Origin of the sequence: Streptomyces sp. BBFR102 (assembly GCF_051397025.1) — a bacterium.
In the GTDB taxonomy this organism is placed as follows: Bacteria; Actinomycetota; Actinomycetes; order Streptomycetales; family Streptomycetaceae; genus Streptomyces.
Map to the genome: position 1 here is coordinate 1,987,132 of NZ_CP195757.1, position 15,972 is coordinate 2,003,103.

Sequence of the window (15,972 nt, forward strand, 5' to 3'; positions counted from 1 at the left end):
AGCCTACGCCGCCGCTCCTGGAAGGGACCCCGCAGGACGGCCCGCGGTTCCGCCCCGGCCGGAAACAGAGGGTGGGACGGCTTGCGTCCCGCCTCAGGGCAGGCACCGGCAGAGCGTTTCGAGGGCGCTCCGCCAGGCGTGGTCCGGCGGACGCCCGTACCCGACGACCAGGCCCTCCGGCACCGGCCCGCCCGCGCCGTCCGCGTCCGGATGCCGGAACCAGGACAGCCCCTGCACGCCCAGCCCGTGCCAGGCAGCCGACCGCAGCACCTCGCTCTCGGTGCCGGGCGGCAGCAGCAGCACGGCGTGCAGCCCGGCCGCGATGCCGCCGACGCGCACCGACGGGGCACGCCGGGCGAGGGTGGCCACCAGCTCGTCTCGGCGGCGGCGGTAGCGCAGCCGCATCAGCCGCACCTGCCGGTCGTACGCCCCCGAGGCGAGGAACTCGGCGAGCGTCAGCTGGTCCGGCGCCCCGCAGGTGTCGGCGTACCCCTTGGCCGCCGCCACCTCGTCCACCAGGCCCGGCGGCAGCACCAGCCAGCCCAGGCGCAGTCCGGGGGCGAGCGCCTTGCTGGCGGTACCGAGGTAGGCGACCCGGTCCGGGGCGAGCCCTTGCAGGGCGCCGACCGGCCGCCGGTCGTGGCGGAACTCGCCGTCGTAGTCGTCCTCGACGATCAGCCCGCCGGTCCGCCGCGCCCAGTCGACCACGGCCGCCCGCCGCCCCGGGGAGAGCGTGCCGCCCATCGGGAACTGGTGCGTCGGCGTCAGCAGCACGGCCCGCTCCGCGCCCAGCCCCGCCGGATCGGTCCCGTCCGCGTCGAAGCCCAGCGGAACCGTCTGCGCCCCCTCCGCCTCCAGCCACTCCCGGTGGAAACGCAGCCCGTACGTCTCCACGGCGACAGCGGCGGGCCCCGCGTGCCGCCCCGACCGCGCCGCCAGCACCTCCGCCACCAGCTTGAGCCCGTGCGCCGCCCCCGCGCAGACCACGATCCGCTCCGGGTCGGCGACGACCCCCCGGACCCGCGCGAGGTACTCGGCGAGCACCGCCCGCAACTCCGGCCGCCCGCGCGGATCGCCGTACCCGAAGGCGTCGTTGGGCGCGTTGGTCAGCGCACGCCGCGCCGCCTTCAGCCAGGCCGCGCGGGGGAAGGCGGACAGATCCGGTGTGCCCGGGGTCAGGTCGTACGCCGGTCCCGCCCGCTCGGGCACCCTGGGCGGACGCTCGCGGCGCACCACCGTCGAGGCAGGCTCCGCCTGCTCGGCGACGCGCGTCCCGGAGCCCTGGCGCGCGGCGAGATGGCCCTCGGCGACGAGGTCGGCGTAGGCGTCGGCCACCGTGTTGCGCGCGACCCCGAGATCGGCGGCGAGCGTGCGGGAGGACGGCAGCCGCGTGCCGGGGGCGAGCCGCCCCGACCGCACGGCGTCCCGCAGCGCGTCGGTGAGCCCCTTCCGCAGCCCCGGCCCGGCCGGCTCCAGATGAAGGTCGATCCCCAGATTGGCCCAAGATTGCGTCACGGAAATGGACCATACCGCTGGGCTGGCCCGCTCCTAGGCTCGAAGCCACGAGCACGAGGAACAGGGACGGACCGAGCCGGGGGGACGCAGACCCGGCAGAACGGGGAAGACACCACCATGACCACCGAGAACGCGCACACCGACGCCTCCTCCGACGAGGGGCCCACCGCCTACCTGCCGGAGCACGCTCCCCGCCTCTCCGTCGCGGAGCTGGCGCCCGAGGTCTACCGCGCGATGGCCCGCGCCGACGCGGCGGCCCGCAAGGGCCTGGACCCGGTCATCGGCGAACTGGTCAAGATCCGCGCCTCCCAGATCAACCACTGCGCCTTCTGCCTCGACATGCACACCAAGGACGCCCTCGCGATGGGCGAGTCCGTCGAACGCATCGTCCAGCTCAGCGCCTGGGAGGAGTCGAAGCACTACTACACGGCCAAGGAGATCGCCGCGATCGAACTGACCGAGGCCGTCACCCTCCTCACCGACGGCTTCGTCCCCGACGGGGTCTACGCCAAGGCCGCCGCACACTTCGACGAGAAGGAACTGGCCCACCTGATCGCCGCCATCACGGTCATCAACGCCTGGAACCGGCTCTCGGTGGCCGCACGGAACGTGCCGGGGCATTACGTGCCGGGGTCGTCGGGGCACTGAGGCCATGGCCGGGGGCCGCCCCTGAGGAAGGTCCCGTGGTCCCTCCCCCCCTTCTGCGGGGAACGAGCGGGTCCCGCTGGCCCGTACAGCCGGGGAGCGGTACGCCACCTCACTCCCCACCGGCCACGTCCACACCGCCGGCGAGTACGCCGGGATCGTCAGCGCGGAGACGGTCCCGGCGCCCGACCGTGTCGCCACCGCCCTCGCTGTCGAGCCGGGAGCCCAGGTCGCCGCCCGTATCCGCGTCACCTTCGAAGGTGAGCAGCCGGTAGCCACCTCGCACGGGGCATCCGGCGGGCAGCCCGACGTGATCCGTCACCTGCGCTGCCCGAGCCCCGGGCGGTGATCAACCGCTGATCGGCGGGCAGCCCGCCCAGGGCTCCACCCTTCGAGGGCATCCCGGCCACCGCCCGCACCCTGTCACCTCAGCGCCTCGTTGCCCTCTGCCGACCCTCAACCGTGCGGAGGCCCCGATGCTCACCGTGACCCGACCCACCCCCCTTGTGCCGCCGCTCTGCCCAGAACGGACGTGCCACAGCGGCATTCACGGCCGCCTCTGGAAGGACACGACGTACCTCCGCGGCGACCCGGACAACTGGCGTTGGTGCTGCCCCCGTTGCGGCCAGCACTGGATGCCGAGCCGGGACCAGTTCAACCGGCACAGGACCTTCCCGTCCACGTAGCGCTCCGAGGGGGCTCGTACGGTCACCTTCACCGCCGCCGACTTCGCCGAGGCGTACCGGGTGGTGGGGGTCGGCTGCCGCTGGAAGCACCGAACGCCTGGTGGTTCCCCTGGGCCGTCTCCTCCGAACGTGCCGACCAGTCTGCCGCACCTGTCGCCAGATCCACGAACACCTTGTCCGGGAGGACGAGTTCGGCGGTGGTGAAGATCTCTCGACGATCCCAGGGGGCGTGCAACTTCACCCGAGGGCGGGTCGTCACAGTAGATGTACATGACCAGCAAACGAAAGAAGACGGCATGGCCTGGATGCGACGCCCCGACACCCCCACGACCCGGCGCGGACGGTCCGGCAGAGCCGCGGCGGGAGTCGCGGCGGTCCTGCTCGTCTCCGGCGGGCTGAGCGCCGCCGTCCTGACCCAGGGCACGGCGCTCGCGGCGGACGGGCCCGCGGCCGCGATCGCGGACGACTTCAACGGCGACGGGTACGCGGACCTCGTCTCCGGCGCCCCCGGCGCCACCGTCTCCGGCAAGGCGGGGGCGGGGTACGTCGCGGTGACCTACGGCTCCGCCAAGGGGCTCGCGCCCGCTCCCGGCACCGTGGTGAGCCGCTCGACGGCCGGGGTGCCGGGCGCGGCCACCGCCAAGCAGCGGTTCGGCGAGACCTTCGCCAAGGGCGACCTGGACGGCGACGGCTACAGCGACCTCGTGGTCGGCTCGGCCACCGCGAAGCCCGGCGCGGTGATCCTGTGGGGCTCGCCGAAGGGGCTGACCGGTGCCACCGCCGTGGCCGGCTTCGGTCAGGCCCCGCAGGTCGGCGACTTCGACGGCGACGGCCAGGCGGACCTGGCGCTCTTCGGCGCCGCCGAACTCGCGGGCGACGACCCGGTCACCCAGGAGGCCCGCCTCCTCAAGGGCCCCTTCACCCGCGAGGGCGCCCCCGCCGAGCAGCTCGACTTCCTCGACCGCTCCCAGTGGTGGGGGTACGAGAGCGACGACGGCCCGTCCTGCGCCGACGACGACTCGTGCGTGGACGGCCCGACCTCGGTCGGCGGCCCGGTCGAGCCGAAGGCCGTCGGCGACGTGAACGGCGACGGCTCGGACGACCTCGTGACCTGGCTCTACGAGGGCGACGGCGTCTGGGCCCACCACCTGTTCACCGGCAGCGCCACCGGCTTCCGGAACGCCCAGGAGGCCGGCCCGATCAGCGGCGGCGGCGACGGGGCGGCCGTCGGCGTCGGCGACGTGGACGGCGACGGCTACGACGACGTGGTGACGGGCAGCGGCGAGGACACCGCCAAGGCCACCGTCGCCTACGGCTCGGCCTCGGGCCTCACCGGGCGCGAGGACTCCTTCGACCAGAGCCTGCCCGGATTCCACGGCGCCCAGGAGAAGGGCGACCACCTCGGCTCCTGCGTCGCGGTGGCCGACGTGACCGGCGACGGCCGCGCCGAGATCGCGCTCGGGATCAGCGGCGAGGACTTCGGCGGGCTGACCGACGCCGGTTCGGTCGCCCTGCTGCACGGCACCGCTTCGGGGGTGACCGGTGAGAGCAGCCAGGTCCTCCACCAGAACACCGCCGGGGTGCCCGGGGTCGCGGAGAGCGGCGACGCGTTCGGCGCCGCCTGCGTCCTGCTCGACACCGACGGCGACGGCCACCGCGACCTGGTCGTCTCCTCGGCCGAGGAGAACGAGGCGGCGGGCGCGGTCTGGGCGCTGCGCGGTACCGGCCGGGGGCTGACGGTCGAGGGCGCGTCCGCCTTCGGCCCGCGCCACGTGGACGGGCCCGTCACCGAGGCGCGGTTCGGCGGCTTCCTGCGCTGACCGCCCGCCGCAGGACGCTTCCGGGGCGCCCTTCCCGTCGTACGCGGGGAGGGCGCCCCACTCCGTGCCGGGGCCCGGCCCTGTCCGCCGCGCGTGGGGCGGTCGAGGGCGTACGCGCCGGAGCGCCCCGGCGGGGGGGGTCCGCGGGGGCGCTCCGGTACGGGAAGGCGGCGGGGCCGCTACGGCAGCCACTTCTTCCAGGTGGACTCGTTGGCCTCGACCCACTTCTCGGCGGCCTCCTGCGGGTCCATCTTCTCTTCGGCGATCCACAGGGAGACCTCGTTCTGGTCCTCGGTGGTCCACTCGAAGTTCTTCAGGAACTCCGCGGCCTCGCCGCCGTTCTCCGCGAAGTCCGTGTTCAGGTACTTCTGGAGCGGGGTCTCGGGGTAGGCGCAGGCGACCTTGTCGGGGTCCGCGTCGCAGCCCTCCTCGTACGCGGGCAGCTCCACCTCCGTCATCGGCACCTTCTCGAAGAGCCACTGGGGCTGGTACCAGTAGCTCAGGAAGGGCTTCTCGTCCTTGGCGAACTGCTCGATCTGGGTGATCTGCGCGGCCTCGGAGCCGGCGAAGACGACCTGGTAGTCCAGGTCCAGGTTCTTCACCAGGGCCTTGTCGTTGGTGACGTAGGACGGCGAGCCGTCCATCAGCTGGCCCTTGCCGCCGCTCTCGGGGGTGCGGAGCTGGTCGGCGTACTTGTCGAGGTTCTTCCAGTCCGTGACGTCCGGGTGCTTCTCGGCGAAGTACGTCGGGACGAACCAGCCGATGTGGCCGGTGACGCCGACGTCCCCGGCCGCGGTGATCGTCTTCTTGTCCTCGACGTACCGCTTCTCCTCCTCCGGGTGGCCCCAGTCCTCCAGGATGGCGTCCACCCGCCCCTGGCTGAGCGCGTCCCAGGCCGGGACCTCGTCGATCTGCACGGTGTCGACGCGGTAGCCGAGTTCGTGCTCCAGGAGGTACTGGGCGATGGCGACGTTGGCCTGGGCGCCGACCCAGGACTGGAGGGAGAGGGTGACCGACTTGCCGTCCCCGGCGCCCGCGTACGGCGACGCCTGCTGGGTCATGTCGGCGGCGCCGCAGCCGGCCACGGCGAGCAGGGCGCCGGACGCGGTGAGGGCGGCGGCGGTGCGGGTGGCCCGGCGCGATGGGCCCGGCTTCATGTCAGGCTCCCTTCGTCGTGGTGCGGCGTTCGGTGGGCTGGGTGACGCGGTCGAGCATCAGGCCGAGGCAGACGATCGCGGCACCGGCGACGAGGCCGACGGCGAGGTCGCCCTGGGCGAGGCCGAACACCACGTCGTAGCCGAGTGCGCCCCCGCCGACCAGGCCGCCGATGATGACGACGGCGAGGACCAGGACGACGCCCTGGTTGACGGCGAGCAGCAGCGAGGAGCGGGCGAGCGGCAGCTGGACCTGGCGGATCTGCTGGCCGCTGGTGGCACCGAGCGAGCGGGCCGACTCCAGGGCTCCGGCGTCGACGCCGCGCAGCCCCTGCGTGGTGATGCGGACGACGGCGGGCAGCGCGTAGACCACGGCGGCGGCCACGGCCGGGGCGCGGCCGACGCCGAAGAGGGCGACGACCGGGATCAGGTAGACGAACTGCGGCATGGTCTGGAAGACGTCCAGGACGGGCCGCAGCGCCGCTTCCACCCGGTGGGAACGGGCGGCGGCGATTCCGGTGGCGAAGCCGAGCACGAGGGTGACGGCGACGGCGGCGAGCACCTGGGAGAGGGTGTCGAGCGACGGGCTCCAGACGCCGAGGACGCCGATCGCGGCCATCGCCAGGGTGGCGGTGAGTGCGGTGCGCCAGGTGCCGATGAGCCAGGCGAGGGCGGCGACGATCAGCAGCAGGCCCCACCAGGGCAGCCACGTCAGGCCGTCGCGGACCGGGTCGAGGACCCAGGTGGTGAAGTGGCCGGCCCAGTCGGCGGTGCCGCCGACGAAGGGCACCCCGGAGTAGAGGTGGCCGGTCATCCAGTCGACGGCCTCGTTGACCGGTCCGGCGATGCCGTAGGTCCAGCCGGCGGGCCAGTCGAGGGCGGAGGCGAACCGGGTGCCGAGCGCCACGGCGAGGGTGGCGACGGCGGCCAGGGCCCAGCCGACGGCCGGGGTCAGGCCGCCCGAGGGGGCCTGACCGGCGCCGAGGCGGCGGCCCGCGGCGGCGGTGGTGCGGTCCAGGACGACGGCGAGCAGCACGATGGGGATGCCCGCGGCGAGCGCGGCGCCGACGTCGACGGAGGCGAGTGCCTGGTAGACGCGGTCACCGAGGCCGCCGGCACCGATGACGGAGGCGATCACGGCCATCGACAGGGCCAGCATGATCGTCTGGTTGACGCCGAGCAGCAGCTCCTTGCGGGCCAGCGGCAGGCGGGCGGTGAACAGCCGCTGCCGGGCGGTGGCGCCGAGCGAGGTGACGGCCTCCATGACGCCCGCGTCGGCGCCGCGCAGGCCGAGCGCGGTGAGCCGGGCCATGGGCGGCGCGGCGTAGACGACGGTGGCCAGCACGGCGGCGGGCACGCCGATGCCGAAGACCAGGACGACCGGGAGCAGGTAGGCGAAGGCCGGCAGGACCTGCATCGTGTCGAGGATCGGCCGCAGCAGGCGGAAGACCCGGTCGGAGAGGCCGGCGGGGATGCCGAGCAGGGCGCCCAGGATCACCGAGGCGAGGACCGCGACGATCATCAGGGCGAGGGTCTGCATGGTCGGCACCCACATGCCCAGTACGCCGCAGAGCAGGAAGGCGGCGGCGGCCGTGACGGCGAGTCGTACCCCGGCCACGCGCCAGGCGATCAGCCCGGCGGCCACGGTGACCCCGGCCCAGCCCCCCGCGAGCAGCACCAGGTAGACGGCGCGTACGCAGAGGACGACGGCGCCGGAGACGTGGCCGAAGAAGTAGAGGAAGAGCGGGTGGCTGTCGCGGTTGTCGATGATCCAGTCGCTGGCGGAGCCGAGCGGTCCGGAGAGGTCGACGGTGAGCGCCTCGGGCCAGCTGCCGGACGCCCAGCGGGCGTGGGCGAGCGGCACCAGGACGGCGGCGAGGACCGCGAGGGCCAGCAGCTTGGTGAGGGCCGGGTGGCGGCGGGCGAGGCCGCGCGGCCCGGCGCCGGTACTGCCGGCCGGGGCGGCGGAGGCGGCCGGAGCGGTGGTGGCGGCCATCAGAGAACCGCCTCCCCCGCCTTCGCCTCCGGCCCGGCCGGGCCGGAGGCGGCGCCCGCGACCACGCCGAGGAGCCGGTGGTGGTCGACGATGCCGAGGCAGCGGCCGCCTTCGACGACGCGGGCGCTCTCGCCGGTGCGGGCGACGGCCTCGATGGCCTCGGAGACGGTGGCGCCGGGGGCGAGGGCGGGGCCGTGCTCGGCCTCGTCGCCGGTGGCGGGCCGCATCGCGGTGCGCACGGTGAGGACCTGCTCGCGCGGCACGTCGCGGACGAAGTCCCGGACGTAGTCGTCGGCGGGCGAGCCGACGATCTCCTCGGGGGTGCCGAGCTGGACGACGCGGCCGTCGCGCATCAGCGCGATCCGGTCGCCCAGGCGCAGCGCCTCGGAGAGGTCGTGGGTGATGAAGACCATGGTGCGGCCCTCCTCCTGGTGGAGCCGCTTGACCTCCTCCTGCATGTCGCGCCGGATCAGCGGGTCGAGCGCGCTGAACGGCTCGTCGAAGAGGAGGACCTCCGGGTCGACGGCGAGGGCGCGGGCGAGGCCCACGCGCTGCTGCTGGCCGCCGGAGAGCTGGCCGGGGCGGCGGTCCTCCAGCCCTTCGAGGCCCACCAGGGCGGCGGTCTCGGCGGCCTTGGCGCGGCGTTCGGCGCGCGGGACGCCCTGGATCTCCAGGCCGTAGGCGACGTTGTCGAGGACGGTGCGGTGCGGCAGCAGGCCGAAGTGCTGGAAGACCATGGCGGCGCGGCGCCGGCGCAGTTCGCGCAGCCGGTTCTTGTCCATCGCGCGCACGTCCTCGCCGTACATGGAGAGCGTGCCCGCGGTGGGTTCGATGAGCCGGGTCAGGCAGCGGACCAGGGTGGACTTGCCGGAGCCGGAGAGGCCCATGACGACGAAGACCTCGCCCTGGCGGACGTCGAAGCCGACGTCGTGGACGGCGGCGGTGCAGCCGGTGGCGGCGCGCAGCTCCACGGGGTCGAGGGCGGCGAGCGCCGGGTCGGCGGGGACCCGCTCCGCCTTCGGCCCGAAGACCTTCCAGAGGTGCTGGACGGAGAAGACGGGGGTGTCCTGGCCGCCGGGGTGGTCCTGGCCCGGCGGGGTACTGGCGGCGGTGGCGCTCATCGGGCGTCACCGCCCAGCATCTCGGCGCATTTCTCTCCGACCATGAGGACTCCGATCATCGGGTTGACCGCCGGCATCGTCGGGAAGACGGAGGCGTCGGCGATGCGGATGTTGTCAAGCCCGCGGATCTTCAACTCGGGCGTGACCACGGCGAGTTCGTCTTCCTCGGCACCCATCCGGCAGGTTCCGGCGGGGTGGTAGACGGTGTGCGCGACCTTGCGGGCGTACGCGCTGAGCGCTTCGTCGTCGGTGATCTCCGGGCCGGGGGCGACCTCGCGCTTGAGCCAGCGCGCCAGCGGCTCGGTGCGGGCGATGCGGCGGGCGATCTTGATGCCGTCGACCAGGGTCCGGCTGTCGTAGTCGTCCTCGTCGGTGAAGTACCGGAAGTCGAGGGCCGGCTTGGCCTCGGGGTCGGCGCTGGTCAGGTAGAGGCGGCCACGGCTGTGCGGCTTGGGGATGTTCGGCGTCATCGACACGCCGTGCTCGGGGCGTTCGTAGCCCAGGCGCTCGGGGTTGTCGGTGAAGGGGATCTGGTAGAAGTGGAACATCAGGTCCGGGCCGCGTCCGTCGGGGTCGCGGCGGACGAAGAGACCGGCGTCGCTGTCCATCGCCGAGTTCTCGGGTATGGGTCCGTCGGTCTCCCAGACGATGACCGACTCCGGGTGGTCGAGCAGGTTCTCGCCGACGCCGGGCAGGTCGTGGCGGACCGTGATGCCGAGCCTCTCCAGGTCGGCGCGGGGGCCGATGCCCGAGTGCAGCAGCAGCCGGGGCGAGTCGACGGCGCCGGCGCAGAGCAGCACCTCGCGGCCGGCCTCGACCAGGACCTCCTCGCCGTCCTTGGTGCGCACGCGCACCCCGGTGGCGCGGTCGCCGTCGAAGGCCAGCTGGTACGCCCAGGTCTCCAGCATGAGGTGGAGGTTGGGCCGGTCCAGGTAGGGGTGGAGGTACGCGACGGAGGCGGAGGAGCGCTTGTTGTCCTCCGGGTGGTACGCCAGGTCGAAGAAGCCGACGCCCTCGCTGAACGGCTTCTTGTTGAACCCGTCGACGTGGGGCACGCCGAGCGCGCCCTGCGCGGCGTCGACGAAGTCCCGCGCGATGGCGTTCCGGTCCTTCTCGTCGACCGGCACGATGTTGTTCTTCAGCCGCGCGTAGTACGCCTCCATCTGCACGGCGCCCCAGCCCTCGGCGCCGGCGGTCTCCCACTCGTCCCAGTCGGAGGGGAGCGGCTTGAACGCGATGAGGGTGTTGTGGGAGGAGCAGCCGCCGAGGACCTTGGCGCGGCTGTGCCGGATGTGGCTGTTGCCGCGCGGCTGCTCGGTGGTGGGGTAGTCGTAGTCGAGGTCGCCGCCGAGCAGGCCCATCCAGCGGCGCAGGGTGAGCACGTCGGCCCGGTCGACGTCGGAGGGGCCGCCCTCGATGACCGCGACGGTGGTGTCCGGGTTCTCGGTCAGCCGGGAGGCGATCACCGATCCTGCGGTGCCGCCGCCGATGACGACGTAGTCGTACGTGGGCATGTGCTCCTCCTTGGCCTGCAAGGTGCTGCGCGTGGTGGGGCGCCGCCCGGTGCGGTCGCCCGCGTGCTGCGGGGCTTGCGGTCGTTGCTCTGCGTGGGGGGCGGGCGTCCCGGGTGGGGCGGGGCGCCGAAGGGGCCGTGGGGCCCGGGCCCGGCCGCCGGACAGGGTGCCGGCGGCCGGGCGGGGGTCGCGGGTGGGGGTCAGCCCGCGAACCAGCGCACCGGCTTGGGCGCGAGGTTCTGGTAGACGTGCTTGGACTCCCGGTACTCGGCGAGCCCGGCGGGGCCGAGTTCGCGGCCGGTGCCGGACTTCCCGAAGCCGCCCCATTCGGCCTGCGGCAGGTAGGGGTGGAAGTCGTTGATCCAGACGGTGCCGTGGCGCAGCCGGGCGGCGACCCGGCGGGCGCGGCCCGCGTCGGTGGTCCAGACGGCTCCGGCGAGGCCGTACTCGGTGTCGTTGGCGAGCGCGACGGCCTCGTCCTCGGTGGTGAAGGTCTCCACGGTGAGGACCGGGCCGAAGACCTCCTCGCGGACCACGCGCATCTCGCGGTGGCAGCCGTCGAGGACGGTCGGCTCGTAGAAGTAGCCGGTGGCCGGGCGGACCTCGCTGGGCTCGGGCTGCTTGCCGCCGGTGCGCAGCACGGCGCCCTCCTCCAGCGCGGAGGCCACGTACCCCTGGGTCTTCTCCAGCTGGGCCCGGGAGACGAGGGGGCCGCACTCGACGCCCTCCTCGGTGCCCCGGCCCAGGCGGATGAGCTGGGCGCGGCGGGTGAGTTCGGTGACGAAGCGTGTCCGCACCGACTCCTCGATGATGAGGCGCGAACCGGCGGAGCAGACCTGGCCGCTGTGGATGAAGGCGGCGTTGAGTGCCTGGTCGACGGCGGTGTCGAAGTCCTCGTCGGTGGCGCAGGCGTCGGCGAAGACGACGTTCGGGTTCTTGCCGCCCAGCTCCAGCGCGACCTTCTTGACCGAGGCGGCGGCGGCCTGGGCCACCTTCGTGCCGCTGACCAGGCCGCCGGTGAAGGAGACCAGGTCGACGTCGTCGTGGGTGCCGAAGCGGGCGCCGACGGTGTGGCCGGGGCCGGTCACCAGGTTGGCGACGCCCTCGGGCAGGCCCGCCTCGGCGAGCAGACGGACCAGGGCGACGGTGCTCAGCGGGGTGATCTCGCTGGGCTTGAGGACGAAGGTGTTGCCCGCGGCGAGCGCCGGGGCCACCTTCCAACTGGCCTGGAGCAGCGGGTAGTTCCACGGGGCGATCAGTCCGCAGACACCGACCGGCTCGTGCACGACGACGCTGTGCACCTCGTCGGTCCCGGCGTCGACCACGCGGCCCGCGCCCTCGCCGACGACCAGGTCGGCGAAGTAGCGGAAGGCGTCGGCGACACAGTCGACGTCGACCCGGCCCTCCTCCAGGGTCTTGCCCGCGTCGCGGCTCTCCAGCAGGCCGATCTCCTCGCGGTCGCGGATCAGCAGGTCGGCGACGCGACGCAGCAGGGCGGCGCGCTCGGCGACCGGGGTGCGCGGCCAGGGGCCCTGGTCGAAGGCGCGGCGGGCGGCGGCGATCGCGGCGTCCGCGTCCTCGCTCCCGCCCTCGGCGACCACCGCGAACGGCTTGGCGTCCGCCGGGTCGATGATCTCCCGGACGGCCCCCGACGCGGCCGCACGCCACGTTCCGTCCACGTAAATGGTCTGTTCTGCCGACACGTCGAGTCTTGCCTTTCGATCCAAGGGTGCGCTGCCATTTGCCCGCATGGCAGCCCGGTGCGCCTGCCCCTCGGCGTCGATTCCATGCCGCTGACGGGGCCATCGTGGGATGGCTCACCACTACCGCGCGACATACAGCGTCTTTCCTGGACAAAAGGCCCCTTACCGCCGGTCACCTCGGCCCGGCGGAGGGTGGCCGGGCAGCACTTTTCGGCCAGCCGAGCCGGGGGGGGCGGTGGCCTCGAACGCCGGCCGCGCCGGATTGGCCCCGGTTCACTCGACCGTGCCGGCCGCCGATGGCCTCACGCGCATGCCGGGCTGACGGGCAGCTCACGTGCATGCCGGGCTGACGGGCGGCCTCGGCCCGGTCGGCCTCGCGGTCGCAGACGGCCGGCTCGGGCCACCACACCCAGCCCGGCCGGCGTTTGAGGCCATCTGTGACCGCGAGGGGACCACGGGCCGAACGCGGGCACGGGGTCGCGGAGGCACGGGGTCGCGGAGGCGCCCCGGCGGCTTGGGCGCGCTCAAGAAGGACCTGACCTCGGTGAGGCGCCCCTGCGAGGACGTCCGTACGGACGCGAAGCAGCCCCCGACCGCCCGGGTCGCGGGTGGTCGGGGGCTGCTTCTGGGTCACCGTGACCGCGTGGTCGGTGCGCTCGCGCGGTCACGGGAGTCTGCGGCCGGAAGGCCGGGGGTGGCTCAGAGGAGGCCCAGGGCGCGGACGGCGTCGCGCTCCTCGGCCAGCTCCTGGACCGAGGCGTCGATGCGGGCGCGGGAGAAGTCGTTGATCTCCAGGCCCTGGACGATCTCGTAGGTGCCGTTCTTGGTGGTCACCGGGAACGAGGAGATGAGGCCCTCGGGGACGCCGTACGAGCCGTCCGACGGGATGCCCATGGAGGTCCAGTTGCCCTCGGCGGTGCCGTTGACCCAGGTGTGGACGTGGTCGATGGCGGCGTTGGCGGCGGAGGCGGCCGAGGAGGCGCCGCGCGCCTCGATGATGGCCGCGCCGCGCTTGGCGACGGTCGGGATGAAGTCGTCGGCCAGCCACTGCTCGTCGCTGACGACCTCGGCGGCGTTCTTGCCCGCGATCTCCGCGTGGAAGATGTCCGGGTACTGGGTCGCCGAGTGGTTGCCCCAGATCGTCAGCTTCTTGATATCCGAGACCTGCGCGCCGGTCTTCTTCGCCAGCTGCGACAGGGCGCGGTTGTGGTCCAGGCGGGTCATCGCGGTGAAGCGCTCGGCCGGTACGTCCGGGGCGGCGGCCTGGGCGATCAGGGCGTTGGTGTTGGCGGGGTTGCCGACGACCAGGACCTTGATGTCGTCCGCGGCGTGGTCGTTGATCGCCTTGCCCTGCGGCTTGAAGATGCCACCGTTGGCCTCCAGCAGGTCACCGCGCTCCATGCCCTTGGTGCGGGGGCGGGCGCCGACCAGCAGCGCGACGTTGGCGCCGTCGAAGCCGACGTTCGGGTCGTCGGTGATCTCGATGCCCTGGAGCAGCGGGAAGGCGCAGTCGTCGAGCTCCATGGCGGTGCCCTCGGCGGCCTTGAGACCCTGCGGGATCTCCAGGAGGCGCAGCCGGACCGGCACGTCCGCGCCGAGCAGGTGGCCGGAGGCGATGCGGAACAGCAGCGCGTAGCCGATCTGGCCGGCCGCGCCGGTGACGGTGACATTCACGGGAGTGCGGGTCATGGCGATCTCCGTTAGACAGCGGGCGGTGGGGCGTACCCCGGGTGCGGTGGACCCACCGGGCCGGGCCCGGGCCGGTCATCCGGCACCCGGGTCGCGCGGCGCTGGATGATCGATCTCTCGGTATCAAGAGAGTTCCGGTGGTCAGGCTATCGCGCCCTCGGGGCGGCACCAGGTGCGGGTGCTGTGGCGGGTCTCACGCGCCAGTCTCCCCGCCCGCGGGCGCTCGTGCGCGTCGGCCGCCCTCTGACGCGCCGAGCCACCGCCACGCCCTGGGCCCCTGGCGCAGGGGCCCGGACGTACGGCCGGTGACTTCCGTCGGGGCTGCCCGGGCCACCCGGAGAGGCGCGTGTGTGTGCGGGACGCACGGCACACACGCGGCACGTACAGCACACGCGGCACACATGCGGCACGTACAGCACACGCGGGACGTGCGGACGCGCAGTCGTGCGGACGCGCAGTCGTGCGCGGACAGCAGTCGTGCGCGGATGTACGGCACATGTGGACGTGCGGGACGCGCGGCACGCACTCGTCGTTCGCGATGTACGCGCCCCGCGCACGTCCCGCGCGCGCCCTCCCGGCCTCGACGGGGCCCGGTTCGCAGAACGGTGGCGGGCCGCCGGGGCGCGCCCGGAGCACGCGGCCCGGGCGCGCCCGGCCGGGCGCCCCTGTCTCGCGCCCGGCCCTACCGGAGGATCACGGTGTGGGCGTCGTGCACCCCGTGGTTCCGGTGGCCAGGGTGGCGCACGCCTTCGCATCGGCCGGGTTCTCGACGGCGAGCATCGCGGTGTAGGCGTCGAAGGCCGTGGTGACCTTGGCGCCCTCCTGGGCCTCGGTGCCGACGTCGATGGCGATCTCGTCGCCGACCGCGGCCTGGGTGATGCGGGCCCAAGCCGCCTCGCAGGTCTTGCTGTAGCGGATCTCCACCACGGTGGTGCCGACGGTGGCGGTGGCGCTGGTGACGGCCTGTTGGCCCGCGCACCCCATCTCCTCCGGGTCCTGCCCCGTGCAGTCGGCGCCGGCGCACTTGACGCCCGCCGGGAGCTGCTGGGCCGTCTCGGTCGGCTTGGCGGTGGGCTGCGGGGCGGGCTCGTCGCCGGAGTCGGGGAGGGCGAAGCCGGCCGCGATCAGGGCGACGGCGGCCCCCACACCGGTGAGGATCAGCGGCAGGCGCTTGCCCTTGCCGCCCTTGCCGCCCTTGCCGCCCGCGCTTCCCTTGCCGCCCGCGCCGCCGGACGCGTCGGGGCCGGGCAGGGGCACCGGCGGAACCGGCGCGCCGGGCGGGCCCGGTTGGCGGGGCACGGAGGGTATCGGCGGGGCCTCGCGAACGCCCGCCGGGGCGCCACCGCGCGCGCCGCGGCCGTCCGCGCCGTTGACCTTGGCGTGCGCCCCGGCCTTGGGAGCCCGGTGCCCGAGGTCGATGCCCTGCGGCGGTGTGTAGCCACCGAGGGCGGCCCGGGCCTGGGTGATGCGGATGGCCTCCATGGTCATGTCGTGGCGCATCTCGGAGCGGCTCCAGGCGCGCTCCGCCAGCTCCCACATGGTGGTGAGGTGGACCGGGTCGGTACCGGTCGCCTCGGCCAGGGCGATGATCGCCCGCTTGGGCGCGAGCAGCCGCCCGTTGAGATACCGCTCCCAGGACGTCTTGCTGTACCCGGTGCGGTCCGAGACCGCGGCGATGCTCAGCCCGCTGCGGTCGACCAGCCGGCGCAGCTGTCCCGCGAACTCGCGGACCTGCGGATCGAGTTCCTCCGGTAGTGGTTTCCATCGAGCCATGACGTGCCCCCCATTCCCCCCGTACCTGCCTTGCTGCTGCTTCCCCGTGCGGTGCGCGGCCGCCCCCGGTGCCGCCGCTCCACCCTATTTCCCCCGGGGCCACCCCGGAACGGGTCCCTCCGGAAGCCTGGCCGCCGGTCGTGCGGCCGAGTTCCGACCTACCCCAAGGATGCGTGCGGCAAGGATGCCAGTTCCCGGTCACGGGGCGCACGGGTGCACAGAGGCATCCGCCGCGCACATCGCACGCCCCGGTGGAGGAGCGCCGCCTGCACGGGACGCACACAGTCTCCCACCGGAACGCGTCCCCCCGGGACACCGCTCGTCGCGGGACGGGGACACCGTGCCGGAACGGTCAC

At 73.9% G+C, this 15,972-nt stretch carries 11 protein-coding genes; 2 read left to right on the forward strand and 9 right to left on the reverse strand.

Features of this window, described 5'->3' with window-relative positions:
- Positions 1–93: 93 nt before the first annotated feature.
- Positions 94–1,515 carry a PLP-dependent aminotransferase family protein gene (locus ACSLIC_RS08895; RefSeq protein ID WP_436737151.1) on the reverse strand — a complete coding sequence of 474 codons (1,422 nt, stop codon included), beginning with the start codon at positions 1,513–1,515 and terminating at the stop codon, positions 94–96.
- 117 nt (positions 1,516–1,632) lie between these two features.
- Between ACSLIC_RS08895 and ACSLIC_RS08900 the strand changes: the two genes are divergently transcribed.
- Positions 1,633–2,163 carry a carboxymuconolactone decarboxylase family protein gene (locus ACSLIC_RS08900; protein WP_436737152.1) on the forward strand — a complete coding sequence of 177 codons (531 nt, stop codon included), beginning with the start codon at positions 1,633–1,635 and terminating at the stop codon, positions 2,161–2,163.
- 109 nt (positions 2,164–2,272) lie between these two features.
- On the opposite strand, the gene ACSLIC_RS08905 is transcribed toward ACSLIC_RS08900, so the two are convergent.
- The gene (locus tag ACSLIC_RS08905) at positions 2,273–2,482 is read right to left on the reverse strand and encodes a hypothetical protein (RefSeq protein WP_436737153.1); all 210 of its coding nucleotides are present in this window, start codon (positions 2,480–2,482) and stop codon (positions 2,273–2,275) included.
- Between the two features lie 660 nt (positions 2,483–3,142).
- Between ACSLIC_RS08905 and ACSLIC_RS08910 the strand changes: the two genes are divergently transcribed.
- Entirely contained in the window at positions 3,143–4,666 is a 1,524-nt protein-coding gene (locus ACSLIC_RS08910; protein WP_436737154.1) for an FG-GAP repeat domain-containing protein, read from the forward strand.
- Positions 4,667–4,845: 179 nt separating this feature from the next.
- Here the strand turns inward: ACSLIC_RS08910 and ACSLIC_RS08915 are convergent, their stop codons facing one another.
- The 7 genes from ACSLIC_RS08915 to ACSLIC_RS08945 form a co-directional block, all read right to left on the reverse strand.
- Complete coding sequence (locus ACSLIC_RS08915; RefSeq protein ID WP_436737155.1) at positions 4,846–5,823, reverse strand: ABC transporter substrate-binding protein; 978 nt, start codon at positions 5,821–5,823, stop codon at positions 4,846–4,848.
- A gap of 1 nt (position 5,824) precedes the next feature.
- Positions 5,825–7,816: an ABC transporter permease gene (locus tag ACSLIC_RS08920; RefSeq protein WP_436737156.1), complete on the reverse strand. Its 1,992-nt coding sequence runs from the start codon at positions 7,814–7,816 to the stop codon at positions 5,825–5,827.
- Entirely contained in the window at positions 7,816–8,937 is a 1,122-nt protein-coding gene (locus ACSLIC_RS08925; protein WP_436737157.1) for a quaternary amine ABC transporter ATP-binding protein, read from the reverse strand. Before ACSLIC_RS08925 ends, ACSLIC_RS08920 begins: the two co-directional genes overlap by 1 nt.
- On the reverse strand, positions 8,934–10,451 hold the full coding sequence (locus ACSLIC_RS08930) for a GMC family oxidoreductase (protein WP_436737158.1): 1,518 nt from the start codon (positions 10,449–10,451) through the stop codon (positions 8,934–8,936). Before ACSLIC_RS08930 ends, ACSLIC_RS08925 begins: the two co-directional genes overlap by 4 nt.
- Before the next feature lie 200 nt (positions 10,452–10,651).
- Entirely contained in the window at positions 10,652–12,202 is a 1,551-nt protein-coding gene (locus ACSLIC_RS08935; protein ID WP_436737159.1) for an aldehyde dehydrogenase family protein, read from the reverse strand.
- Between the two features lie 651 nt (positions 12,203–12,853).
- Positions 12,854–13,843: a malate dehydrogenase gene (locus ACSLIC_RS08940; RefSeq protein WP_436737160.1), complete on the reverse strand. Its 990-nt coding sequence runs from the start codon at positions 13,841–13,843 to the stop codon at positions 12,854–12,856.
- Between the two features lie 693 nt (positions 13,844–14,536).
- The gene (locus ACSLIC_RS08945) at positions 14,537–15,616 is read right to left on the reverse strand and encodes a helix-turn-helix domain-containing protein (protein WP_436737161.1); all 1,080 of its coding nucleotides are present in this window, start codon (positions 15,614–15,616) and stop codon (positions 14,537–14,539) included.
- Positions 15,617–15,972 lie beyond the last annotated feature (356 nt).